This is a genomic window from Chryseobacterium candidae, from assembly GCF_004916905.1.
Taxonomy (GTDB): domain Bacteria; phylum Bacteroidota; class Bacteroidia; order Flavobacteriales; family Weeksellaceae; genus Chryseobacterium; species Chryseobacterium candidae.
Genome location: NZ_SDLV01000012.1, coordinates 1 through 23,632, shown reverse-complemented (window position 1 = coordinate 23,632; position 23,632 = coordinate 1). Strand labels below are relative to the sequence as shown.

24 protein-coding genes and 1 pseudogene are annotated in these 23,632 nt (G+C 33.4%); 3 read left to right on the top strand and 22 right to left on the bottom strand.

The features are described from left to right. Positions 1-281: 281 nt before the first annotated feature. Positions 282-1,076, top strand: coding sequence for a DUF2490 domain-containing protein (locus EK417_RS06520; RefSeq protein ID WP_168801940.1), 795 nt, complete (start codon positions 282-284; stop codon positions 1,074-1,076). Positions 1,077-1,199: 123 nt separating this feature from the next. Here the strand turns inward: EK417_RS06520 and EK417_RS06515 are convergent, their stop codons facing one another. From EK417_RS06515 to map, 3 genes are all read right to left on the bottom strand, one after another. Next, positions 1,200-1,895, bottom strand: coding sequence for a hypothetical protein (locus EK417_RS06515; RefSeq protein WP_110367821.1), 696 nt, complete (start codon positions 1,893-1,895; stop codon positions 1,200-1,202). A gap of 1,148 nt (positions 1,896-3,043) precedes the next feature. Beyond that, positions 3,044-4,576: a M20/M25/M40 family metallo-hydrolase gene (locus EK417_RS06510; protein WP_136521679.1), complete on the bottom strand. Its 1,533-nt coding sequence runs from the start codon at positions 4,574-4,576 to the stop codon at positions 3,044-3,046. 406 nt (positions 4,577-4,982) lie between these two features. Next, complete coding sequence (gene map, locus EK417_RS06505; protein WP_110367819.1) at positions 4,983-5,747, bottom strand: type I methionyl aminopeptidase; 765 nt, start codon at positions 5,745-5,747, stop codon at positions 4,983-4,985. 632 nt (positions 5,748-6,379) lie between these two features. Between map and EK417_RS06500 the strand changes: the two genes are divergently transcribed. Continuing rightward, complete coding sequence (locus tag EK417_RS06500) at positions 6,380-6,784, top strand: helix-turn-helix domain-containing protein (protein ID WP_136521678.1); 405 nt, start codon at positions 6,380-6,382, stop codon at positions 6,782-6,784. Positions 6,785-6,845: 61 nt separating this feature from the next. Then, the gene (locus tag EK417_RS06495; RefSeq protein WP_136521677.1) at positions 6,846-7,088 is read left to right on the top strand and encodes a transcriptional regulator; all 243 of its coding nucleotides are present in this window, start codon (positions 6,846-6,848) and stop codon (positions 7,086-7,088) included. 228 nt (positions 7,089-7,316) lie between these two features. Here EK417_RS06495 and EK417_RS06490 read toward each other — a convergent pair whose 3' ends face one another. The 19 genes and pseudogenes from EK417_RS06490 to EK417_RS06400 all read right to left on the bottom strand — a co-directional run. Then, positions 7,317-8,291, bottom strand: coding sequence for an RHS repeat-associated core domain-containing protein (locus EK417_RS06490; protein ID WP_228457898.1), 975 nt, complete (start codon positions 8,289-8,291; stop codon positions 7,317-7,319). Between the two features lie 225 nt (positions 8,292-8,516). Continuing rightward, positions 8,517-9,053: a hypothetical protein gene (locus EK417_RS06485; protein WP_136521676.1), complete on the bottom strand. Its 537-nt coding sequence runs from the start codon at positions 9,051-9,053 to the stop codon at positions 8,517-8,519. 3 nt (positions 9,054-9,056) lie between these two features. After that, complete coding sequence (locus tag EK417_RS21645; RefSeq protein ID WP_317129497.1) at positions 9,057-10,139, bottom strand: RHS repeat-associated core domain-containing protein; 1,083 nt, start codon at positions 10,137-10,139, stop codon at positions 9,057-9,059. Between the two features lie 353 nt (positions 10,140-10,492). Further along, positions 10,493-11,053, bottom strand: a complete 561-nt coding sequence (locus tag EK417_RS06475; protein WP_076598006.1) for a hypothetical protein — start codon at positions 11,051-11,053, stop codon at positions 10,493-10,495. Between the two features lie 15 nt (positions 11,054-11,068). Then, a complete protein-coding gene (locus EK417_RS21640) occupies positions 11,069-11,983 on the bottom strand; it encodes an RHS repeat-associated core domain-containing protein (RefSeq protein WP_317129496.1) in 915 nt (304 codons plus the stop codon). Positions 11,984-12,210: 227 nt separating this feature from the next. Beyond that, positions 12,211-13,095, bottom strand: coding sequence for a hypothetical protein (locus EK417_RS06465; RefSeq protein WP_076597997.1), 885 nt, complete (start codon positions 13,093-13,095; stop codon positions 12,211-12,213). Between the two features lie 2 nt (positions 13,096-13,097). Next, on the bottom strand, positions 13,098-13,892 hold the full coding sequence (locus EK417_RS06460; protein ID WP_136521673.1) for an RHS repeat domain-containing protein: 795 nt from the start codon (positions 13,890-13,892) through the stop codon (positions 13,098-13,100). Between the two features lie 89 nt (positions 13,893-13,981). After that, on the bottom strand, positions 13,982-14,452 hold the full coding sequence (locus EK417_RS06455) for a hypothetical protein (protein ID WP_136521672.1): 471 nt from the start codon (positions 14,450-14,452) through the stop codon (positions 13,982-13,984). Continuing rightward, the gene (locus EK417_RS06450) at positions 14,424-15,299 is read right to left on the bottom strand and encodes an RHS repeat-associated core domain-containing protein (protein ID WP_136521671.1); all 876 of its coding nucleotides are present in this window, start codon (positions 15,297-15,299) and stop codon (positions 14,424-14,426) included. The genes EK417_RS06455 and EK417_RS06450 overlap by 29 nt, the downstream gene beginning before the upstream one ends. A gap of 172 nt (positions 15,300-15,471) precedes the next feature. Continuing rightward, complete coding sequence (locus EK417_RS06445; RefSeq protein WP_136521670.1) at positions 15,472-16,164, bottom strand: hypothetical protein; 693 nt, start codon at positions 16,162-16,164, stop codon at positions 15,472-15,474. A gap of 15 nt (positions 16,165-16,179) precedes the next feature. Beyond that, positions 16,180-17,229: an RHS repeat-associated core domain-containing protein gene (locus EK417_RS06440; RefSeq protein ID WP_228457896.1), complete on the bottom strand. Its 1,050-nt coding sequence runs from the start codon at positions 17,227-17,229 to the stop codon at positions 16,180-16,182. Positions 17,230-17,325: 96 nt separating this feature from the next. Then, a complete protein-coding gene (locus EK417_RS06435) occupies positions 17,326-17,955 on the bottom strand; it encodes a hypothetical protein (RefSeq protein ID WP_136521668.1) in 630 nt (209 codons plus the stop codon). Beyond that, positions 17,915-19,000, bottom strand: coding sequence for an RHS repeat domain-containing protein (locus EK417_RS06430; protein ID WP_136521667.1), 1,086 nt, complete (start codon positions 18,998-19,000; stop codon positions 17,915-17,917). The genes EK417_RS06435 and EK417_RS06430 overlap by 41 nt, the downstream gene beginning before the upstream one ends. Before the next feature lie 3 nt (positions 19,001-19,003). Next, positions 19,004-19,378 (bottom strand): helix-turn-helix domain-containing protein, encoded by a 375-nt coding sequence (locus EK417_RS06425; RefSeq protein WP_317129495.1) that lies wholly within the window; start codon positions 19,376-19,378, stop codon positions 19,004-19,006. Positions 19,379-19,531: 153 nt separating this feature from the next. Continuing rightward, positions 19,532-20,068, bottom strand: a complete 537-nt coding sequence (locus EK417_RS06420) for a hypothetical protein (protein WP_076598010.1) — start codon at positions 20,066-20,068, stop codon at positions 19,532-19,534. Between the two features lie 677 nt (positions 20,069-20,745). Further along, positions 20,746-20,928: pseudogene (locus EK417_RS06415) on the bottom strand (RHS repeat-associated core domain-containing protein); the annotation flags it as partial. Beyond that, the gene (locus EK417_RS06410; RefSeq protein ID WP_136521666.1) at positions 20,921-21,256 is read right to left on the bottom strand and encodes a hypothetical protein; all 336 of its coding nucleotides are present in this window, start codon (positions 21,254-21,256) and stop codon (positions 20,921-20,923) included. The gene EK417_RS06410 and the pseudogene EK417_RS06415, both read right to left, overlap by 8 nt. A gap of 54 nt (positions 21,257-21,310) precedes the next feature. Continuing rightward, complete coding sequence (locus EK417_RS06405) at positions 21,311-21,673, bottom strand: hypothetical protein (protein ID WP_136521665.1); 363 nt, start codon at positions 21,671-21,673, stop codon at positions 21,311-21,313. 5 nt (positions 21,674-21,678) lie between these two features. Continuing rightward, the coding region (locus tag EK417_RS06400) for an RHS repeat domain-containing protein (RefSeq protein WP_136521664.1) at positions 21,679-23,632 on the bottom strand (1,954 nt) is incomplete at its 5' end.

The following is a 23,632-nucleotide window of genomic DNA, read 5'->3' as shown; positions in this document are numbered from 1 at the left end:
TTACTAAGGAGTTATTCACACTTTATCCACAATTAATATATTATTGCAACCCTTCATTTTTCCTATAGAAGATTTTATTCCTAATTCTATCCAAAATCAGAGCTTTCCTTTGTCTTGTTTTTAAACAGTATTATAAGATTTTGAATAAACATTCTATGAACAAAGCTTCTAATTTTGCTATCACAAACTATTCTCTCTGCGTATCAACAGTATCCTTATCCGTTTCATGGTTTCGAATTCATTTAAAATTAACAGTAAAACAGCTATCCATACTATTGAGCATGAAGAAATTTTTTGCAGCATTATTTTTATTGGGATGTATAGGAACATCGATAAAAGCACAGATCAGCCCACCTGGATTGGGAGATGCCAAAAACGCGTTCTGGGAAGCCTTCGGAGTGAAACAGCAACTTGACTCTTTGGGTAAAAAACAGGCTTTGAGCTATGTAGCCATCGGGAGAAAAAGCAGTCCGGATGATCATAATCTGTTTTCGAAGCAAGCGATCATTGTTTTAAATCATGAAGTTTATCATTCCTTTGCTCCACACCAGCAGTACAGCTATGCTTTAAGTTACCGCCGTCAGCCACAGTATGAAAATACAGCTCCTTATGCTAAGGAAAATACGGAACAGGAATTCAGAATGTATGGAAGATATGCCTATACTTTTGATCCTGGCCGGAAATGGAAACTTAAAAGTACTATACGGCAGGAATTCAGGAAGTTTTTTGATGCAGAATTTCATCAAGCAGAGGAAGATTTTCAATTCAGAACACGTATCAAAAGTCAGCTTACCTATAACTTATCTCCTAAAAATAATCAGAAACTGGCCTTAACTGCAGAAGCCCTGTTTTCTATAAGCCATCTCAATGAGCAGGATGCTGAGTGGAGTTCGTTTGGATATCGTGAAATACGTGTTGCTGCTTATTATATGTTTACGATTTCCAACTCTCCTTTTATCGTAGATATAGGATATATGGATGACCTCATCAGAGGCAGCAGAAGTATTCATCATGGAGGTGTTCATTATCTGGCCGCTGATCTGATATGGAATATTCCTTATAGAAAAAGCAGGTAGTATAATAATGTAATTATTTATAAGCTTTTAATACAAGATCCCGTTCATTACTGACCGGGATCTTGGGTTGAAAAACATAAGTTTTCGGCAATATAATTAAGTATGAATGTTTGGTGTAAAATTTTAGTTGCACAATGTGAGAAACTGACGGCTCAACTGTACGTTGAATTTCGCTTCCGCTCTAGAGCGTGCATAAATAGTCTGTTTAAAAGCGTGTACTGTTTTCAGTTTCTGGTCTATAAATTCTGCAATCTGAACAACAGAAAAAAGAAAGTCTCTGTATACCGCCATATTCACGGTCTGACCATAGTAGGGAAGATATGCCTTCAAAAAAGGAATGGCTTTCTGATGGCGGTTGTAGCTGATACAATACCCTACACCTTCCATTGAAGTAATAATGGTGTAATTATTAATATAATCCTGAATATTTTTGTGGCCATCCAGAGCGTGGGCATTTTTTGAACAAAATTTATTGATCTTATCCAGAATATGCTGGGCATACTCCATCATGGAAATATTTTTAAATTCAAATACCTGATTCATTCCTTTGGATGGGGAAATTCCGTTTTCACTATCAATACAGAAAGAGATCCCGATTTTTTCATGATAGGGGAAAAAGCAGTCTTTCACTTCAATGGAGGCATCCGGCTTTAGCATATCATCTGCAAAGTTATAATACACATAGGGCCTGTAAAGCTCAGCAAGCGCTTTCAGATAATCTGTTTCGCTGGTATTATGATATTCTTCAAACCATTTTTCAAGGTTATCGTAATAATTACTTTCAAAGTCGTTAAAGTTTAAGTAAAATGGTAATTCCATAGCTCTGTAATTTTGATATGACAAAGCTATATGCGTAATGCGACAAAACTTGACGCAATATATTTTTTGTGAAAGTTTTTTGATGTTTAGTTCGTGAATGGTCAATTTTTGCTTCGCAAAGTCAATCGTCAATCATTGTTAACGCTAAGGTTCGCAAGGTTTGTTGGATAACGTTTATATTTTGTACGCAAAGGCAATTCGTTCAGCTAGGATCTTAGCTTATACATTGCTGAGTGAAACGCCTCTGCGATCGAAAGAAATTTAACATCATAGAAAGCTTTGCGAACGCTGCGTTTAATAATAGGCATGTGTATTAAAAACCTGACATATTATATTTTTTGTGAAAAGATTTGAAAGATTGTTAAGTCAATAGTCAATTTTTGCTATGCAAAGTCAATCGTCAATCATTGTTAACACTAAGGTTCGCAAGGTTTGTTGGATAACGTTTATATTTTGTTCGCAAGGGCACTTCGTTCAGCCAAGAACTTAGTGTATACATTGCTAAGTGAAACGACTCTGCGATCGAAAGAAATTAAACATCATAGAAAGCTTTGCGAACGTTGCGTTTAATAATAGGCATGTGTATTAAAAACCTGACATATTATATTTTTTGTGAAAAGATTTGAAAGATTGTTAAGTCAATCGTCAATCATTGTTAACACTAAGGTTCGCAAGGTTTGTTGGATAACGTTTATATTTTGTTCGCAAGGGCACTTCGTTCAGCCAAGAACTTAGTGTATACATTGCTAAGTGAAACGACTCTGCGATCGAAAGAAATTTAACATCATAGAAAGCTTTGCGAACGCTGCGTTTAATAATAGGCATGTGTATTAAAAACCTGACATATTATATTTTTTGTGAAAAGATTTGAAAGATTGTTAAGTCAATAGTCAATTTTTGCTATGCAAAATCAATAGTCAATCATTATTAACGCTAAGGTTCGCAAAGTTTTTTGGATAACGTTTATATTTTGTCCGCAAAGGCAATTCGTTCAGCCAAGAACTTACTGTATACATTGCTGAGTGAAACGCCTCTGCGATCGAAAGAAATTTAACATCATAGAAAGCTTTGCGAACACTGCGTTTAATAATATACGAACTTACATTAAAATTCACAAGCGCAGCGGATTGACCATTCACTATTGACTTTTACCTGTCGTAATTCTTCATGATGTACTCAAAGTAGTGAATCATCTTCAGATAGTTTTCAATGCTAAGGTATTCATTGGTGCTGTGAATGCTCTGTTGTTCGGCAGTGTTGATCTTGATCGGCATGAATCTATAGACATTTTTGCTTACAATTTCATATTTACCGGCATCTGTTCCAGCCATAGTAAGATAAGGGGTAACAATGGCTCCGGGATGAATTTCTTTCACGCCGGCTTCTATTATTTTAAAAGCTTTGGTATTGGTTGGAGAAATAGCAGAGGCTTCCCTGGTATTGTCAATTTCTTCTACTTCAACATCAAAACCTTCAGTGGCTTTAGCAATATGGTCTCTTACATCTTTCACCGAATTTCCTGGAAGTAATCTGAAATTGACAACAAATTCCACTTCGGGAGAAAGTACATTGGTACCGTCACTTCCCTTCATCATCGTTAAAGCTGTTGTGGTTCTTACCAAAGCATTGGTTGTATTGCTTTTGGTAAGCTGGGAGATCAATACCGGTTTTAAAAGCCATTGATTGGCCAGTGCCATTCTGGTGGTAAAAGGCATTTCACCTCCAATATTATTAAAAAATTCTTTGATTAAAGGGGTGATGACAGGCTTCATCTGATGATCTTCCAGACGCTGCATGATAACAGCTGCTTTTCCGATAGCGCTTTCCATAGGAGGCATTGATGAGTGCCCGCCCAAACCTTTTACTTTTATTTTCGCAGAAAGAAACCCTTTTTCAGCACATCCTACTACCGCTACATCTCTGTCTATGCCTGCTACATTTCCTTTTCTCATAATTAATCCGCCTTCATCATAAACGGCATCGAACTTCAATCCTTTTTTCTTAAAATAATCTGCAATCTGCATTGCTCCTTTTTTTCCGCCCACTTCTTCATCAAAACCGAATGCAAGATAAATATCACGTTGTGGAGTCTGTTTATTTTTAATCATAGAATTCATGGATTCCATTAGAGAGAATAACATTCCTTTCATGTCTATCGCGCCTCTTCCATAGATTCTTCCATTGGCAACTGCTCCTGAAAAAGGGGCAAAATCCCAGTCTTCAGCAACTTTTGAAACAGGCTCCAGCGGTTTATCATCCGGGCGGAATACATTTTCTTCATTGTTCTTTATATCAGCATCTCCGGGAGGCACAACATCCATATGGGAAAGGAATAAAATGGGTTCCAGCGCAGGATTACTTCCTTTAAGCCTGAACACCAAGCCATATTGATTGACTTCAACATTTTCGGTATTCTGATAGACTAATGGATAAGAGGTTTTTAAATAGGATTTGAACTGTTCAAACGGCGCATAGTCGAATTCCCCCAAACTCCCTGTAGAAACGGTTGGCACTTTTATTCCTCCTGAAAATCTCATGACTGCAGAATCATTTTTTACCGGTTTCCAGCCCTCGCCTGCCCCGGTATTATTTTTCTTAAACGGATAGGTGTAAGTTTTGATCAATACTAAAGCAGCCAGAATAACAATGATTCCTAACAGGATTAAAAGAATTTTTTTCATAACAAATAGTTTGTGAGGTGATTTTATTCTATAAATATAACAAAGTATTTGCTGTTTAGCAAGTTAAAACCCTACTTTTTCAACCGTTTAATCAATGAGACAGTGATTGAAAATTTTCAAAAAATGGGGAAAATCGATCTGTGATTATGATTTTTTTTGACAGATCATAAACGTAAAGTTTTTAACAGTAAGAATTTAGGCAAGAAATAACAAGTAGGGAATCGACCATCTGATCAGATGAAGCTTCATCAATAAAAAAACTACTAATTATTTTGTGTTTAAAACAGGGAGATAAGGATTTTCATTGTAAAATGTAAGAAAATCAAAGAATTTTCAGCAATAGAATGACCAATAAGATCAGGTATCCTGATTATTCATATCTGCCTTTACAAAGGATTGAATAAAATTAATTCAGGATTCCGTTCATTTCGGTTAAAATGATTGGCTTTCCATCGGTGATTACAATGGTATGCTCGTGCTGGGCCATGTAACCGCCTTTATTGCCTACCATAGTCCAGCCGTCATTTAATTCTACTGCAAGATTGGAATCCGTGGAAATAAAAGTTTCAATAGCCACCACAGAGTTTTTCTTAAAACGTCTGGAATCATAGCGGTTTCTGTAGTTCAGTAATTCATCAGGCTGCTCATGTAAACTTCTTCCTACTCCATGGCCTGCAAGGTTCTTAATGACTTTAAGACCTTTTTTCTTTGCTTCTGTTTCCATTAAGTGTCCTATATCTGATATTTTTACGCCGCCTTTTATGTTGTCTATAGCTTTTCTCAGGATATCTTTGGAGGCTTCCACCAATTTTTGATGTCCGTGAATATCTTCTCCGATCACGAAAGAACCTCCATTATCTGCCCAATATCCGTCCAACTCTGCAGAAACATCAATATTAATCAGATCTCCTTCTTTCAAAATCCTTTGATCTGTGGGAATACCATGGCAGAATTCATTATCTACGCTGATGCAAGTCCAGCCCGGGAATCCATAGGTCAGATAAGGTGCTGATTTTGCCCCGAAACCTTCAAGAATTTTGGCCCCATACTCATCAAGATCTTTTGTGGTGATGCCGGGTTCAGCATAATCCATCATTTTCTTCAGCGTATAGGCAACGGCTTCACTTACTTTTTGCATTCCGATCATTTGATCTTCGCCGGTAATTGACATATTTATTTGATTATTATTGATTCTTACAAAGTTAGGAAATTAAAATATTTTAAACTGATCTGTTTTCATTCACCAGATCCAATTATTGAGAATGGAGTTACCCCCTTCACCAACTCCCTCTACCCCCTTGGGTAAGGGGCTATACCCGGTTATATAAGGGGCTAAAAGGTGTTACATAACGGTCTCCGACTACTTGGATACGGCGTGACAGGGACTTATAGAACGGTATGGAGACTGTTCAGAAAGGGGTTGAAGGCTTTTCCGAAGGGGTTGAAGGGTGTTCTAAAACGGTCTCCAGCTGCTTGAGTAAAAGGCTGTAGGAGGTTATGAAAACGTTTGAGGCGGTTGCAAAATAGCTATACCTATTTGATAAAGTGCCCGGAGATACTTACCAAAGTGTGTGAAGGCATTTCTTAAATGGCTTCAGGCAGTTTACGAAATGGCTATAACCAATTAATGAGCAGCTGCAGACACTTTCTATAGCAGCCGAAAACACTTCCGAAGCTGCTGAAGACAGTTGATACACCAGTTCCCGGCACTTTAACAGGTATAACAGGATATTTTACCGGATATTTTTTAACTTTTACTTTACAGAATGTATTATCTTTGAGTCTTCACAAATTGATTAAAGAATGGACTACAAAATACATCAGGGAAGAAATGTAAAACGTTTCAGAGAAATGCTGGGCATCAAGCAGGAAGCATTGGCGATGGATCTGGGCGAAGACTGGAACCAAAAGAAAATTTCTTTACTTGAACAAAAGGAAACCATTGAAAACCAGCTGCTGGAAAAAATATCCGAAGTACTGAAAATTCCTGTAGAAGCTTTTCAGAATTTTGATGAGGAACAGGCTGTGAATCTAATTTCCTGCACATTTTCAGATAATGCAATGTTTAATAATAGAATTGAAGTACAAAATATCAATCCTATTGATAAAATTATCCAACTTCACGAAGAAAAAATTGCTTTGTATGAACGTATGCTGAAGGAAAAGGATGAAATGATGAGCAGGCTGGAAAAGCTGCTTGAAAAGTAAGAGATAAAAGATAAAAACCACTGCTGGAGCAGTGGTTTTATAATTATAACTTCACCACACGATGCAATCGTGCGGGAGCGGGGGGGCTAAACTTTTTAATCTTACCACAGATCAGATCATTAATTACAATGAAAATATAATTCCTAAAGAGATTATAATTGAAGATAAATCGACTCTCGAACAAATGGAACTCATTCAACAGCTCGACGAAGAAGATAAAAGCACCGTCTTTAAAATCATTGATAAAATGCTTACCACCAAAAAATTTAAAGATTTCTTTAATAAAAATGTAGCTGCACTATAAAACAATAAACCCTCGCAAATGCGAGGGTTTATTGTTTATTAATCTTTTCTTTTAATATAACGAATATATAAATAAAGAGCTATAGAAATCACAATTGCAATTATTATTTTAAGATACGTTTGAAGTGGAATTTTGTGACTACTTCCAAGTACCATTAATAGATAAAAGACAAAAATTAAAAAAGAAGCAATACAAACAAATTGTAAAATACCCAAGACTATTTTCATTTTATTGATTTTTAATTGTTCCTTGAAATCCTTGTTTCAATAAAGCTTGTACAAACTGATTGAACTGATTTTTAGACATACCTCGAAAATCCAGAGTTTCTCCTTTTTTAAAATCCGCTTTCTCTCCTCTAATAACCCCTACAACAATAAGAGCGGATTTAGTTAGGAGTGCAGCTTCTTGGGTTGATCCATACATATCTTTTGTTAGTTTTTTAACCGATGACACATTAAACCCTAAATGATCATCTGTTTTTGCGCCTTTATGCGCTATAGCATCTTGTAATGCGTGTAAACCTTGTCCTAGATTTCCGATTTTTGAATCATCTGATGAATTTGCATATGCGAATATATTATCCCAACCAAAACTTAGACCTCTTGACATTGCTTGATATTCAGTCATTCCATCCTCTGCCTCTTGATCACTCATCATTGAATGCCATTTACTATTGGCTTCGTCTTGTGATCTTGCTGTTATATTATAATTTATCCCTACTCCTGCTCTATAGGCTGTGCCACTTCCGTTTTTAAGATGGAGTGTCCCATCAACAAAATGAACATTTGAACTAGGGTGATCCGCATATGTGCTTGAGTAATGAGCTATTAAATCAGCTCTACTTTTTGAATATCCCAATTTTAACATTTGCTTATAGGTAATGTCATAATGGACGGATACTGCATAATCTCCATTTTTATCAATAAATAAAATTGGATTATTTGAAGCATAACTATAAACCGAATTAGCTGGGAATTTCTCACTAAATCTATCCAAAGTTCCAAATCTCCCGATATCCGGCATATAAAATCTCGCGCCATAATCATACATTCCCGTCTCTTGCAATTCCTTGCCGTTGTACTTGTAACTGTAATACCCTCCAAAATTAGAACTACTAAGCATCCCTTCAATATGATTTAATCCAAATGGATAATAATTGTTGGTATCAGTTATTTCAAGAACCCCCTTCGCTGTTTTTGGCAAAGCTTACCCTGGCATTCCCAAGGTGATCTCTGTACTGGTAAATATAACGGTTTTCTGTGAAACTGTAAAATCCTTCAAAAGTAAGCGAAAACTATTTACCATTTAAAATATAAAGACTTCTTTAATAAAAATGTAGCTGCGCTATAAAACAAAGTTCTCGCAAAATACGACTGCCCCAAAAAAGTTAGACACTTTTTGGGGGCAGTCCAAATGAGCGGGATTTCTTTAGTTATGAACAGTTTCTAAATTATATATATCTCCGCCTTCTTTTGTACATTGTATAAATATTTGTCTTGGAATACTATCTTTCAAACTTATTTTGGTAGTTTGATTACAACTCTCATTGTTGTATTTAAAAATCAACTCTTTATTCTCAATATTGCTAGGTACTGCATCTGCAGAACCTAAATTATAAAAGCCTAAAAGCTTATTATGTACAGTATAAATATACACTTGTCCACTTCCTCTCTTCGAGTCATCATAAACACCTGTGTAATGAACAGAGTTTAAAATTTTTAGAGTATCTTTTTTAGAGGTGATGATATTCCCCAAATATGTGACTACTTGTTCATCAATTTCTTTTCCTTTTTTTGTAAATCCAAAATCCTGATTAAGAGTATTTTGTTCTAAAACTAATATTCTACAACGTTCATAATAGTCCAACTTGGTTTCAATAACTTTATTTTTACTATTCTGCTGTAAATCTGACTTATTACAACTCGTAAATAAAATTACAATTAAACTCAAAAAAAATCTTTTCATATTTTAATAATCTGAGGGTTTAGGTTTTTTAGATTCTTGTTGCATTTGTAAGACACTTTTTTGATAACCTGCTGTTCCACCACCATTATATGCTTCTACAGCTTTTGCCCATCCTTGAAATTTATAGGTAGCTTTTCCTGTTTTTGAATCAACTGAAACTCCTCCTTTAAATCCTTTTGTAGCTAATACTCTGGTTCCCGCATACAAAGAGTTTGTTTCGCTTGTTTTTTCACCTTTAGTTAATTGGTAACTGCTTTTCATCTTAGACCAATCTCCAGGAACATTAGCCTGCATAATATCTGTAATACCTGTTGTACCTGCATTCGATTCTTGAATTGTAACAGCTTTAACTAAAGTAGGGTCTAAGTCAGGAATTCCCTTTGTAGCCTCAGTTGGAATAGGATTACCTCCTTCGGTTACTAAATTTAATTGTCCAGAATTTTTAGCCTGGTTAAAATAGCCTGTTCTTGCTGCAATTTGATAGTCGTTTTCCTGATAAGTTGCGCCAGATACATCTTCATTAGACTGTGGTCTATGTTGAATTATATTAGGCATAGGAACTGACTTCCAGCCTGCAGTGCTTTGGGCAGGGTTATTACTTGCATTTGTAGATTCTTGTATATATGTTTTAAATTGAGTGTCACTTTTAATACGATGGACTTCTACACCTCGATTATTAATAAATACAATATCATTTGGCGCCATTCCATCAGGATCAATAAATCGAATAGGATTATTAAGACTATAACTATATGGTGACCAACCTGGAAACTCAGCTCCCTTTGGATCTACCACACCCCATCTTCCAATATCCGGCATATAGAATCTGGCTCCGTAATCATACATTCCTGTCTCTTGAAGCTCCTTACCATTGTACTTATAACTGTAATACCCTCCAAAATTAGAACTACTAAGCATCCCTTCAATATGATTCAATCCAAATGGATAATAATTGTTGGTATCTGTGACTTCAAGAACCCCTTCGCTGTTTTTGGCAAAGCTTATCCTGGCATTCCCAAGGTGATCTCTGTACTGGTAAATATAACGGTTTTCTGTGAAACTGTAAAATCCTTCTGCTGTGGGCACAAAATCAAGCCTCCATTGTGGAGTTAAGTCAATATCAGGGAACAGAAGCCCAGTATTTTTATAGGCCTGATGTTTAAAAGCTGTTTAATCTGATTAAAAACTATAAAAGCATTATTTCTTAAGAAGTTACTTTTGAGGATAAACCGGATTTTAAGAAACCTGCTTAATGGGGGAAGCTCAATCAATGATCTTTAAAATGGCAGATCAAATACTTATACTTACTACCAAAAATTTAAAAACTTATTTTAATAAAAATGCGACTGCTTTATAAAACATAAAACCCTCGCAATTTTGCAAGGGTTGTTTTTTTATCTGCCACACGATACAATCGTGCGGGAGCGGGGTTTTCTTTATCACCAACACTCATAGTGATCTTTCCATTTCTTACTATTAATTATTTTAGTTTTATCAAATTTAAAATAGTATTTGATAATTGATCCGCAATATCTAGGCTTTCCCACAAAAAAAGGAACAACATCCACCCTTAATTGATTATCCTTAATTTCGGAAAATATAGCTGCATTTAAAGGTCCATTTGGGATTTCATTATATTGAACAATATTCTTGAACACGGTATTAAATGGTTTACTTAATTCCCAGTTATTATTTAAATTTTGATCAGATAAATCTTCCAGATTTTTATCTTTTCCTAATGGTTTTATTTCTTCTTTATCGGATAAAATGTTTTTATAAATATTGCTATAATCTTTCTCGTTTAAAGGATTTGGATAAATTGAATCATAAATATATAACCCTGAAATATCTTTTCCAAATTCTTTTAAAGAAGCTTCTTTACTAAGAAAATCTTTACTTACTATTTTATATGCTGCATTATATCTAACTTTTGACGTAGAATTACAACTGATAGAAGTGATAATAATTATAGAAGATATTAGTATTTGTAATGCTTTCATTCTCTATTATGTTTGTTATTTTCGAGGAGTTTTAATATACAAGTCTTTCTTAGGATCGACTTTAGAAGGTCCTAATGTCTTCGAACTGTCACTAAATGGATAAAAATTAACTCCCCTTACATCTAATGGAGAATAAGATTTTCGTTGACCAAATGGCAACGTCCCACTAGAACTAGAAGCATCCAATTCAGTTCTAATAATATTCATCTTTTTAACATTATCTCCTTGTATACCATATATGGTTGAAGCTTGATATTCTGTTCCGTCACTACCAACAGAACCGTCGATTAAATTATTATACTTATGGCTAACTTCATGAAGAGTAATCATCCCATAACCCATAGTTAAAGGATTTAAAGCTGCACTAGTTCCTTTAATAAAATTATCTATTTGATCCGTATTTATATTTAAATCATAAACATGTGTATATCCCGCGACTCCATCAACTTTTTCTCCCCTGCCTCCAATTTCTTGTATAGAAGAACCTCGTGTATTATCCGAATTAACTTGGTAATCAGTTCTGTGATTATCTATAGCTCCTTTTAACATATTACGAGCAGTTTCACTTCCTCCCATATTTTCTGTCTCGGCATAAGAAAGTTTACCATCACTTCCTACAGATAAAGTCAAACCAGTTTCTTTTTCTAAATCACTTACAATTTTATTTTGTGTATCAGCAGAAACACTTTTCCCAAATGTTATATCATAGTTTTGCATACCATCTGGATCAATAAACCTCAAAGGATTATTAAATGCATAAGTGTAAGTGCTCCATCTTCTTGATGTTTCAGCAAGCGGATCCACCACACCCCATCTCCCGATATCCGGCATATACATTCTCGCGCCATAATCATACATTCCCGTCTCTTGCAGTTCCTTTCCATTATACTTGTAACTATAATACCCTCCAAAATTAGAACTACTAAGCATTCCTTCAATATGATTTAACCCAAATAGATAATAATTGTTGGTATATGTAACTTCAAGAACACCTTCGCTGTTTTTGGCAAAGCTTATCCTTGCATTCCCAAGGTGATCTCTGTACTGGTAAATATAGCGGTTTTACAGGATAAAAGAATAAAACCACCGCAATTGCAGTGGTTTTGTTTTTATTTGGCCAGCTCAAAGTCGGGAGACTTTGCGCAGCAGGAAATTGTTTACGGCAAATCTTTCGTAACTTTAGAAAGACAAGAGTTTTCCATATAATTTGAAAATAATTGTTCAATACACCAAATAGTTTTTTCAGAACATATATTTTTATCTTCTCCAAATAAAATTATTTCTTGAATTGATTTAATGAATGATTCATCTGAATCCATTTTCAAAAACTTAATATCATTTCCATTTAGGATAAAATAACTATTATTAGAAACACTAGAATTTATATTAACATAACTATAAATTCCTTCTTCCAATTTTTCTTTCTCATTAATACCAAAATATACACTTAACTCGCTAACTGCAATGTTTTCAATTTTTTCAAGTTGCAAATTTTCTTCTTTTAAATCCTCTTTCTGCGCAATTTCGGTAATAATTTTACTCTTAATTTCATTTAAATAAAATGTACTTGGTATTCTTTTTTCTCGAAATTCACAATTTTTATTAAACAGATCTCTTGGATTTCTATTAAAACTGTAATGTGTTCTAATCAATCTCTTTACATAATCAACAATAATTTCTCTACAATATCTTTGTTCAAATAAATAAACCATTTGTGTTCTCATTGATTCTAAAAAATTCTTGAAAGAATAAATATCTAAAAAAATAATTTTATTTCGCTCGTAAATAAATTTGAATTGAGGACTATGATTTCCTAAATAAAGATCATATATACCATTTCGTAACTTTTTTTCATCAACTTTTCTTTGATAAGTTCCATAAATAGTAAAACCTTTTTTTTGAGAATACTCATTTTGTGATATATAACCTTTTTGAAAAAGTGTTTCTCTAATATTATTTTCTAATTGAGAAAACGTGGTGATACTTTGAGATTTACAACAAGTAACTAAAAAAAGTAAAACAATAATAAAGTACTTATTCATAATTATTTATTTTTAATTTTATTATCTCTCAATTCTTTAAGAATCTGTTTTCCTATAACTGTTGGCGTTGTTTCGCTGTTATTTTTAGGGTCAATAATACCAGTTTCTCCCTGTTTCTTAAGTAGTTGATGGTTTTTTTCATTTGCATGGGCAATCTCATGACCAAAAGTTGAAGTTGATATATCAAAAGCACTTAAATTTCCCTTCTTCACATTATCTGCTTCGTCAGAATTTAAAACTTTGTCTGGATTTTTAAATGCATCTTCACTAGATCCCTCATATATTGTAATCTCAAAACCTACAAGTTTGCCATCTTTCTCAATTGGATGCGTCTCTCCCATTGAAAAAGGGTGGTTTTCGTTACTATATTCTACAGTAGTTGGTAACTTTGAAGTTACTAATTGATCAAATTGCGTGGCACCTGTATTACCTGAATTTTTCAAACCATCTCCATATGCTTTGTCTTTATCAGTAGCAAACTTTGTATACGCTCCTTTTCCATCGTTAGCTTTGGGGTCATAAACTAACTGTCCATTTTTGTTTCGCCAATCATCTGCTTGTCTTCCGTCTGGGTCGATGAACCTTACAGGATTATCAAACGCATAGTTATAAGGACTATGACGACGCATTTTCTCCGCTAAAGGATCCACAGAAAGCCACCTTGCTACATCCGGCATATAGAATCTGGCTCCGTAATCATACATTCCCGTCTCTTGCAACTCTTCCCCTAAGAACTTGTAATTCACATAACTTCCCATTTCAATATAAGCAGATTCATCCGGTTTCAGGTGGTTCATCCCGAAGGGATAAAAACTCCAAATCTGAACCGTTACCCATAAGTAACACAACCCCTCGAAAAAGAGAGGGATTTTATAATTTTTATACTCTATTCAACAATTGATAATTTTGGAAAATCATAATAATGAATGAAAAATTTATCTTCTTTTTTGTAATAGCAAACAGTGATATAATCATAACCTTCTTTTTGAGGAATAGTAATTTTTTTACCATCTGATTGGGTAATTTTTATATTACCCATATTTTTAGGAAAATGAATTTGTTTTTGTCCATAATGAATAGTGTTTTCTTGCTTAGGAAAGCTTTCTACAAACTTATTATTTATAGTTAATGTTTCATTGAAAAAACAGTTATATTGAAACAGTAGAATTATCTCATCATCTCGTTTGGAAATAGATTTTTTTGCTTCTTCTATATATTGACTAACTCCTTTTTTATCATCTACTGACAAATTTTCATATTTATCGAAATTTGTGACGATTTTTGTTTGACAAGAAACAAACAAAAATCCTGAGAGAAAAAACAAAATATTAATTCGTCTTATTATTATTTTTTTCATTATTTATTATTTTCTGTGTATTCTGATAAACTGTATTAATATGACTTTTCATGTCATTAGATTGTACTTCCTGAAGTTTGGTTCCTGTTGTACTTTGAAGACTTTCATTAGTATTTCCACCAGAATTCATTAAATTATCTTTATTTTCAGCAGTATTAGGAACTTTGCTGGTATCATCAAAAATATGGTCTTGTCCTGCTTTATGTCCTAATTCGTGAGCCAAAGTTCTTGGACTATCTTTAGAGGTAACTGCTCCACCATAAGTGTCTCCATCCATTGCTGATTCCCCATTAATTAATTGCATATTTTTCAAATCAACTTTAGGATTCTCCAAATTAACAGTAAAAGTTGCATTCGCATCTTCTACAACATTAATAGTTACACCATTCTGACTTAATATTTTGGAGGTATCACTTAATAAGGTTTTACTGTAATCTGCCCCCAAATTATTATTTATTTTAACCTTCCATTGGATATCACATTCATTTCCATTTATAGGAACCGCTTCAAGGCCTTCTAGTTCCCTTGCGTTCACAACCCTGTTCTCAGAAAAATTATAATGACTTTGATAAGCATATTTTTCACTCAAAGGATCAATATTGAAAAACCTTCCCACATCAGGCATATAATTTCTCCATTTAAACGAGTAAAAACCAGTTTCCTGTAATTCCTGTGACTGATACTTATAACTATAATACCCTCCAAAATTAGAACTGCTAAGCATCCCTTCAATATGATTCAATCCAAATGGATAATAATTGTTGGTATCTGTAACTTCAAGAACACCTTCGCTGTTTTTGGAAAAGCTTACCCTGGCATTCCCAAGGTGATCTCTGTATTGGTAAATATAACGGTTTTACAGGATAAAAGAATAAAACCACCGCAATTGCAGTGGTTTTGTTTTTATTTGGCTAGCTCAAAGTCTCCCGATTTTGAGCAGCAGGGGAATCCAAGGGTTGTTTATATACTAGAGTGGACACGAACAGCATGCTCGCGCCGGGGTATGCTAACAAAAATATTTACTCAAACTTAATATTTAGATTTCCAATACAGTCCATAAATCTTTTTTGATTTTCTTTTTTAAAATAAGGAATATCTTTTACACCATCTTTAATATCATTATAATTTATCTTGACAGTTCCATAGCTATTAATCTGTTTACCAATGATATAATAATTTTTGGTAAAAATAATTGGTTTTGGGGTAAGCTCATCAACTTCCAAACATTTTTTCAATTCATCTACCTTATTTTCTATTACTAATTGATATCTATAATATTCATTCAAATTGTTCTTTTTAAAGTCTTCTATTGATTTTTTTTTCGTATAAAATATAAAATTGCCATTTTTTACTTTTTTGTACGAAAGACTATCAATTCCCAATTTGTAAGGGCTATTTGTTATCTCACAAACATCTTTATTATCGAAAATAATAATCCCGTTGTAAAATCCTTCTTCATAATGAAATCCATCTTCAATATAAATACGTGAATATTTTTTTTCAGGATTTATATTACAAGATTCTATTCCTAACAATCTAAATTTTGTTAAAGCATTTTTCATTCCCTCATTTTCTTTGGAATTTAAATAAGAACTATTAAAAGAAACATCGTTATTATTGAGTAAATTTTGATTTATTTCTTTTAACGAGCTTTTACTTTGTGATAAACAGCTAGTAAATAGCATTATGCACAATAAAATATAGTTTTTCATTGGTTATGATTTATATTAATGTGATCTATTTCTAAATCTTTGATAGTGAAAGTATGCAGCTGCTCCATAATAATTATACCTGTTTTGTAATATTTTTTTATTGGCCTTAAGCACGTTATCAACACTTGGAATAGGAGTTATTTGACTTCTATTTGAATCATAGTATATACTGCTTCCAGCGCTATCAATTAATCTACTACCTTCACTAGGAAATTTTTTCCCAACCCCATCTATAATTGTTTTATAGTGAGTTCTCAGCGGAAGCCCTGTTTCAGCTCTCACAATATTTTCGACATGTGTCCCATAAATTTCAGCAGTTGTATTTCCAAACCTTTCATCTGGGACTGCCCTTTCTCCTAAAGCAAAGTATCCATAAACATGTCCCATTTCATGTGCAATAGTTGCATATAAAGGTGAATTTTCAGTATTTATTCCTGATGTTGTCCATAAACCATGTGGAGATGTATTTAGTTCAACAATATTACTAACACCATGTTTAATTTGTGATTCTCCAGTTGTATAATTAAAGTGTATATCTCTTACTTTTCCATCTGTACCTTGTGCCTGATCAAAATAATCAATCATTGTATTTCCTATAGAGGTATTTTTGTCTAAATGACTTAACCCTGCGACAGTCTGTACAACATAATCTGACAAATTTGTATTTGCATCTACATTTGTCCATTTCCCATCTACTTTATGTTGTGTTGCATTATTATGATATCTGTACTGAGTTCCATCCTGATCATTAATATATATCCATTCCCCATTTATATCAATAAATTTAACAGCGTTATTAGCTACGTAAGTATATGGAGAAATAGAAAAATACTTTTCACTGTAATTGTCTAATACACCCCACCTTCCAATATCTGGCATATACATCCTCGCCCCATAATCATACATTCCCGTCTCCTGCAGCTCCTTGCCGTTGTACTTGTACTTTTTAAAACTATCCTGTCCAAAATAAGCACTTCCTGTTTTTAAATGATTCATACCGAATGGGTAATAATCATTACTGTCTACAATTTCAAGAACGCCTGTGCTGTTTTTGGCAAAGCTCACACGGACATTTCCTAGGTGATCTTTGTATTGATAAATATAACTAATTGTTAAAATACTACCACACGAAAGGATTCGTGCGGCAGCTTGGGGTTTATTTTAGGGATATTCAAAACCAAATATAATTTTATACGGCTTGTTATCTTTTAAATAAAATTCCATAAAATACGGAGGCATTTCATATTGTTTTATTTTGGGATCATCAGCATTTTTAATCGTATATCTGATAATTTGTTCGTTAGATTTTTTTTCAACTTTATAGTTACTACCTTTTATATTGGTTATTTCCTCTAAAGTCATTCCTAATTTCAGTCCTGATTCTGTCTTAAAATTATCGTATTTAGTTTCTGTAACGTCTTTCTCAAGTTTTGAGTCATCTTTTAAATATCCTACCTCGAAGCAACTAAAACTATTCTTCACATCTCCCTCATATTGATAGGCAAGTAAATATTCTTTTTTTTCTTTATCTGTAAAAGCAATCACAGGAGAATATCTTAAGTTATTTAATAATCTTACATTTTGAGGATAAAAATTATTTATAGAACTTTCTTCTCTTAATTGTAATTGATTCACTTTAAAATCTGGTTTAGAAAAATTCTCTGTAATAACAGTTTCATTTTCTATCTTTCCTTGTATCTTTTTTTCTGATTGATGACAACTAAAAAACAGAAAAAATAATAACAAAAGACTATTCATTAACATTTGGTATTTTCGTTCCACTTTTTCCATTATTATTTGGATTATTCTGAATATTAATATTTACAGGTACTGGACCTCCTGTTTTTATCATACTTCTTAGAGTATCTCTAAAATTAGTTAGAACAATTTTATCCCCAGACATTCCGATGCAGCCTAAAGTTCCCTCATTATTTCCATCAGGATGTATTCTTAATAAACTTCTACCTGTACTAAATTGTGGATTAAGATTAAAACTAAATCCGACTCCGTCCCGATTCATTCCTTTGTTATACCATCCATTTGGACTTCTGTCTTGATAACTATCCACAGTATACTCCCCATTTTCTGGTGCGCCATTTCCAAAACCTCCTGCAACACCATCATAAGAACCTAATGTTTTTGTTTTCCCATTCTCAAATGTTACATTTAACTTTACATCCACATCGCCAATTTTAGAGTTTCTCATTTCTCCATCTATCTCAACACTCATTTCTTTTGCTGCAGAATAACTCATTTTTCCATATGTATGATAACTTTCTAATACAAGTCCTTTATGCTTTTTATTGTCCCAGGTTTTAGTGCGTTCATAGTAAGTTCCTCTATATGTTTCACCTTTTTGAAGTACTCCCTTATCTTTATGGTTTTTAGCTGTTACATCATCTCGCCAAGTAATATCTCCATTCGCCGCTTCAACCCAATCCATTCCATCTGGATCTACAAATCTTATTGGATTATTATTAGCGTACATCATTGGATTTAAATCAGGATGTTTTTCAGAAAGTGGATCTGGTACAACCCAACGAGCAATATCAGGTAAGTATTGGCGGGCTCCGAAGTCATAAGCGCCAGTTTCTTGGAGTTCTTTGCCGTTGTACTTGTACTTTTTAAAACTATCCTGTCCAAAATAAGCACTTCCTGTTTTTAAATGATTCATACCGAATGGGTAATAATCATTACTGTCTACAATTTCAAGAACGCCTGTGCTGTTTTTGGCAAAGCTCACACGGACATTTCCTAGGTGATCTTTGTATTGATAAATATAACTAATTGTTAAAATACTACCACACGAAAGGATTCGTGCGGCAGCTTGGGACAACGTTTAATTTCTTTTATTGGGCTTTAGCTTCTTATTTTCTTCTTCTAAAGCTTCATTCTGCTTTTTCAGCAGGGCAATATAATCATTCAGGTTATCTAAAATATGATTGGGAATACTACAGTAATAATTATAGTTTCCGGAGTTATCATTGAAGGTCAGATTATCATTATTCTGAACAATACTGGAAGGTTTTTCTTCTTTGATTTCTTCTACCGGAACGTCTAAAGCCTTGGCCAGCTTCTCCCATTCATCATCATAAATCCTTACATCACCGCTTTCTTTACGGCTGTAATTGGATACATCCGTGGATATGATCTTGGACATATATTCCTGGGTGTAGCCCCGCTGTTTTCGTAAACTCTTTAGCTTTTCCATCATGATTTTTTATTCAGTACCACAAATATAAAAAATTCAGCCCTTTTATTCTATACCTAAACATTATCCCAAAGATTTATTTCTATTGTTCTGTTTCCATATACAAAACAGAACAAGAAAACCACTGCTAAGGCAGTGGTTGTTTATTAAAAATCATTACAAACATTCATAATGAGCTGTCCATGTTTTAGCTTCTTTAATACTATCTTGTTTATCAAAAATCAATAAATATTTATTAACACTACCACAATACTTTAAGCCATTATGTGAGTTGGATATGACATCAACTCTTAAAGAATCATTTCTCAATTTAGTAAAAACTGCTATATGAGATGGCCCTTTAAATTTATCTTTTGTAAATACATTTTGGCTTTTATAGTAGTCTTGTGACTTCCAAAATTTTCCCCAATTTTTTTTATTTACTTTAGATAAACACTTACTTTTTTTATATGGGTTAGTTTTTTCAATATTTAACCAATTAAAATAACTATCAGACTTATATAGAGGAAAAAAACTTTCATAAATAGAGATTCCATAAGCTCCAGGATTTAAAAGATCTTTATAATACTTTTCTGTACCCTTATTTATAAAATCCTGTTTTATGTATTCAATCCCTTTTTCATATCTTTCACATGCACATTGTCCATACATTGAAAAACTAATACATACAGATAAAATAATTAAATATTTCATTATTTGGTTTTTGGAGTTAGCATAAAAAGGTTTTTCTTCACATCGATTTTTTTAAAATTACCATCCATGATACTTCTTTCAAAAGGCGTAAAATTATAGGGCTTACCATTACGTAGAATATCTGTCGGGCTATATGATTCTCTTTGACCAAATGGTTGAGTAAATTGTCCGGAAGCATCTAATTCTCTTCTAATTGTATTTATAACTTTTTCATTTGGACCTGGCGCACCATAAATCACATCCTGATCGTTAAGATTATTATATACATGGCTTACTTCGTGAAGAGTAGTCATTCCATATCCCATCGTTAGAGGATTTAATGCCTCACTTGTTCCTGCTATAAATTTATTTACTTGGTCAGTATTAATATTTAAGTCATATGTTACTGTTGAACCATACACGCCATCTATTGTTTCACCTCGTGCTCCTGTGGGTTCGATTGAAGATCCTTTAGTGTTGTCTGAATTAATCTGATAGTCAGTTCTATGATTATCAATAGCGCCTTTCAACATATCACGAGCTGTTTTACTTCCTCCCATATCAGAAGATTCTTTGTAACTCAGTTTCCCATTATCACCAACAGATAATTTCAATCCTGTTTCTTTTTCTAAATCACTTACAATTTTATTTTGTGTATCAGCAGAAACACTTTTCCCAAATGTTATATCATAGTTTTGCATACCATCTGGATCAATAAACCTCAAAGGATTATTAAATGCATAAGTGTAAGTGCTCCATCTTCTTGATGTTTCAGCAAGCGGATCTACAACACCCCATCTTCCTAAATCCGGCATATAGAACCTTGCGCCGTAATCATACATTCCCGTTTCCTGCAGCTCCTTTCCATTGTACTTATACTTTTAAAGACAATTCTAAATGACTATCAGGACAATTTAATATTTGTATTTCGCCAGATTGAATATTGATTCCTCCTTCTACAATATGGTCATATTTGTCATAATCAATATTATTATTTGGCTTTTCTAATATTTCAATTTCTCCTTTAATCTCATTACCATAACTTTCTACCCCAACTCCAATAATTCCGTTTGTTAAAGCAAGTTTTTCTTTAAAAGATTTTTCATTCCAAAAATCAGTAGAAGCTGAACTGCCTTTATCCTCATTGCTGAAGTCTTCAATAAAAAATTGATGATAATCTGTATAAAATTTAAAATCCTTTTTTACCATAGTATTGTTTTAAACTGTAATATGCTACAAACAGCAAAGGAGATAACTTACAAATTATTTTTTTGTTAGTATTAGATTTTGGTATTCGATAGTATTCAAGCCTAAATAAATTATTTCATTTTTAATATTAAATCTTAATGGAACAAAATCATTAATACTATTTGTTTCGTGTCCTTCTCTTTCATCCATACAATTGACTTTAATTTTTTTATCAGAAATAATTTCAAAATTCCCTAAACATTTAACCCTGTTGGCTTCTACTTTTCTTTCTATTGTGATTTTATTACTATCAAATATTTCTATTTTTATGAATTGCTTGTTATCAACATACCTATAGTTACCTTTAAGATTTATAGGAATCATTACACTCTTGGAAGTACAACTTACAAAAGATATTACCATTAATAAATTAATCATTTTTCTCATTTTGAAAATCTTTTAGGTATAACAACGCTTGGATCATTCATGATAGAATAATTTTGGGGTAAATTTCCTTTTGGGAAAGCTTTTAATAAAGCTTCCCTAGTGGTAGACAAAGTAACTTGTGTATTAGGATGATTACTATACAAGCCACTTGGCATAGTTCTTACCCAATTATTTGTAATTTCAGACATATCTTGTATTCTATTGTTTTCAAATACGGATGTATTTCTTTTAACAAAGTTAAAATTGGTGGGATCATATGCAAATTGGGCTTTGTATGAACCTGTTTCATTATTAAGAGTTCCAGCACTATAGCCATCTTTATATAGGACTAACGAACCTGTTTCAAATTGATATCCATGAGTCATTTCATGAACAAACTCGCTTGTACTACCATCAAAACTAAGATTTATATTCCCAGTATTAGAGTCATAATAAGTTTTTCCATTTTCTCCATTAGAATTTTCTAATGCATATACGTTATCACTTTCCTCAAGTACACCCATATTATCTAGTGATCCTCCTAAACTTGATATCTTTTCTGACAATCTATTTTCTTGTCTCGCTAATTTTTTTTGACTCCATCCTTCATCTTTGGCTTTCTGAGCTAATCCCGCCTTTTCACTTTCTAATCCTGCTTTTTTATCTTGTATATCTTTTTTGTGTTTATCCCATTGTTCTTGACTACCAGGAGCAATTTGCATTCCATCGGGATCAGTAAACCTTATAGGATTATTTACGGTATAATTATAAGGCGACCATCTTCTATATTGTTCTGCCATCGGATCAATTACGCTCCATCTTCCAATGTCTGGCATGTATTGGCGGGCTCCATAGTCATAGTTTCCAGTCTCTTGCAGCTCTTTACCGTTGTACTTATACTGATAAGCATTCTGCGTTGTGGCTGTATAATTATGCAATAATCCGAAAGGATAATAATTATTTACTTCTACAATTTCTCCTGGTTTCCAAATGCTGATACAGCTGGGTGGATTAAAAGGATCCCATGGAATATCTTCACATTGACTCTGGAAATATTGCCTTGGCTGTATCACTCCATCTTTATTGGTATCGGTATAACTTAATCTTACATTTCCTAAATGATCTGTGTAATTATAAATATACTGATTCAGCAATGCATCATAATATCCTTCTGAGTTAGGAATTATCCTTAACTTTATTTCAGCTGGTGCATCAGGATCATCAATAACACCTATTCCACTATCTGATGATTCTGATTGTTTCGTAGTTTTATATTGAAATCCATCCAGATAATGGGTCTCCAGATCTCCAAAGAGCTTCTTTACTTTTACTCCATCTGCTCTGTAAGTGTATTGGGTCACTTTTGAGCTTTGGGTAATCTGTTTAGGTAAATTTAGGTAATTATATTGAATTGATGAAATACCTTTATCAGGATGGCTGATCATATTTCCATTTCCATCTACGGTATCATTATCATAACCTATAATATTGGGAGTTAAGGAATAAGGATATCCCGAGGAATTCTGCTGCTGATCTGTAACTTTAACCAATTTATTTCCTGCATAATCGTACTTCAGATTATCAATCATTAAAGTGGTGTTACTTCCTGGAAGCAACCCTTGAGTTCTAACCAGATTCAGGATATTTCCATTCATGTCATAAGCCAGAAGCTCATTGTATTCTTTTGCATAAGGGTTTGTATCTTTCTGATAAAAACCACCTGTAAGTCTGTTTAAACCATCATATGCGTAGCCATATCTTTTTAAGGGTTCATTATCTTCTGTAAGGGTTTTCCAGGATACTTCAGCTATATTTCCGTTGTATCTCGGCTTTACTTTTTGATTTGGATAATCTGCATTAGGAATTTCCAACCCTTCTACTTTATTATAATTGATCTTATATCCAAAAAGGTCACTTCCTAAGTTGGCAGGATCATTAATCTGGGTCATCCAGCCCCGGATATTATACTTG

What these genes read in the sequence shown, in the direction of transcription:
- EK417_RS06520 (WP_168801940.1), top strand. Translation starts at nt 282, where the DNA reads ATGAAGAAATTTTTTGCAGCATTATTTTTATTGGGATGTATAGGAACA.
- EK417_RS06515 (WP_110367821.1), bottom strand. Translation starts at nt 1,895, where the DNA reads ATGGAATTACCATTTTACTTAAACTTTAACGACTTTGAAAGTAATTAT.
- EK417_RS06510 (WP_136521679.1), bottom strand. Translation starts at nt 4,576, where the DNA reads ATGAAAAAAATTCTTTTAATCCTGTTAGGAATCATTGTTATTCTGGCT.
- map (WP_110367819.1), bottom strand. Translation starts at nt 5,747, where the DNA reads ATGTCAATTACCGGCGAAGATCAAATGATCGGAATGCAAAAAGTAAGT.
- EK417_RS06500 (WP_136521678.1), top strand. Translation starts at nt 6,380, where the DNA reads ATGGACTACAAAATACATCAGGGAAGAAATGTAAAACGTTTCAGAGAA.
- EK417_RS06495 (WP_136521677.1), top strand. Translation starts at nt 6,846, where the DNA reads ATGCAATCGTGCGGGAGCGGGGGGGCTAAACTTTTTAATCTTACCACA.
- EK417_RS06485 (WP_136521676.1), bottom strand. Translation starts at nt 9,053, where the DNA reads ATGAAAAGATTTTTTTTGAGTTTAATTGTAATTTTATTTACGAGTTGT.
- EK417_RS06475 (WP_076598006.1), bottom strand. Translation starts at nt 11,053, where the DNA reads ATGAAAGCATTACAAATACTAATATCTTCTATAATTATTATCACTTCT.
- EK417_RS21640 (WP_317129496.1), bottom strand. Translation starts at nt 11,983, where the DNA reads ATGCTTAGTAGTTCTAATTTTGGAGGGTATTATAGTTACAAGTATAAT.
- EK417_RS06465 (WP_076597997.1), bottom strand. Translation starts at nt 13,095, where the DNA reads ATGAATAAGTACTTTATTATTGTTTTACTTTTTTTAGTTACTTGTTGT.
- EK417_RS06460 (WP_136521673.1), bottom strand. Translation starts at nt 13,892, where the DNA reads ATGAACCACCTGAAACCGGATGAATCTGCTTATATTGAAATGGGAAGT.
- EK417_RS06455 (WP_136521672.1), bottom strand. Translation starts at nt 14,452, where the DNA reads ATGAAAAAAATAATAATAAGACGAATTAATATTTTGTTTTTTCTCTCA.
- EK417_RS06445 (WP_136521670.1), bottom strand. Translation starts at nt 16,164, where the DNA reads ATGAAAAACTATATTTTATTGTGCATAATGCTATTTACTAGCTGTTTA.
- EK417_RS06435 (WP_136521668.1), bottom strand. Translation starts at nt 17,955, where the DNA reads ATGGAAAAAGTGGAACGAAAATACCAAATGTTAATGAATAGTCTTTTG.
- EK417_RS06425 (WP_317129495.1), bottom strand. Translation starts at nt 19,378, where the DNA reads ATGATGGAAAAGCTAAAGAGTTTACGAAAACAGCGGGGCTACACCCAG.
- EK417_RS06420 (WP_076598010.1), bottom strand. Translation starts at nt 20,068, where the DNA reads ATGAAATATTTAATTATTTTATCTGTATGTATTAGTTTTTCAATGTAT.
- EK417_RS06410 (WP_136521666.1), bottom strand. Translation starts at nt 21,256, where the DNA reads ATGGTAAAAAAGGATTTTAAATTTTATACAGATTATCATCAATTTTTT.
- EK417_RS06405 (WP_136521665.1), bottom strand. Translation starts at nt 21,673, where the DNA reads ATGATTAATTTATTAATGGTAATATCTTTTGTAAGTTGTACTTCCAAG.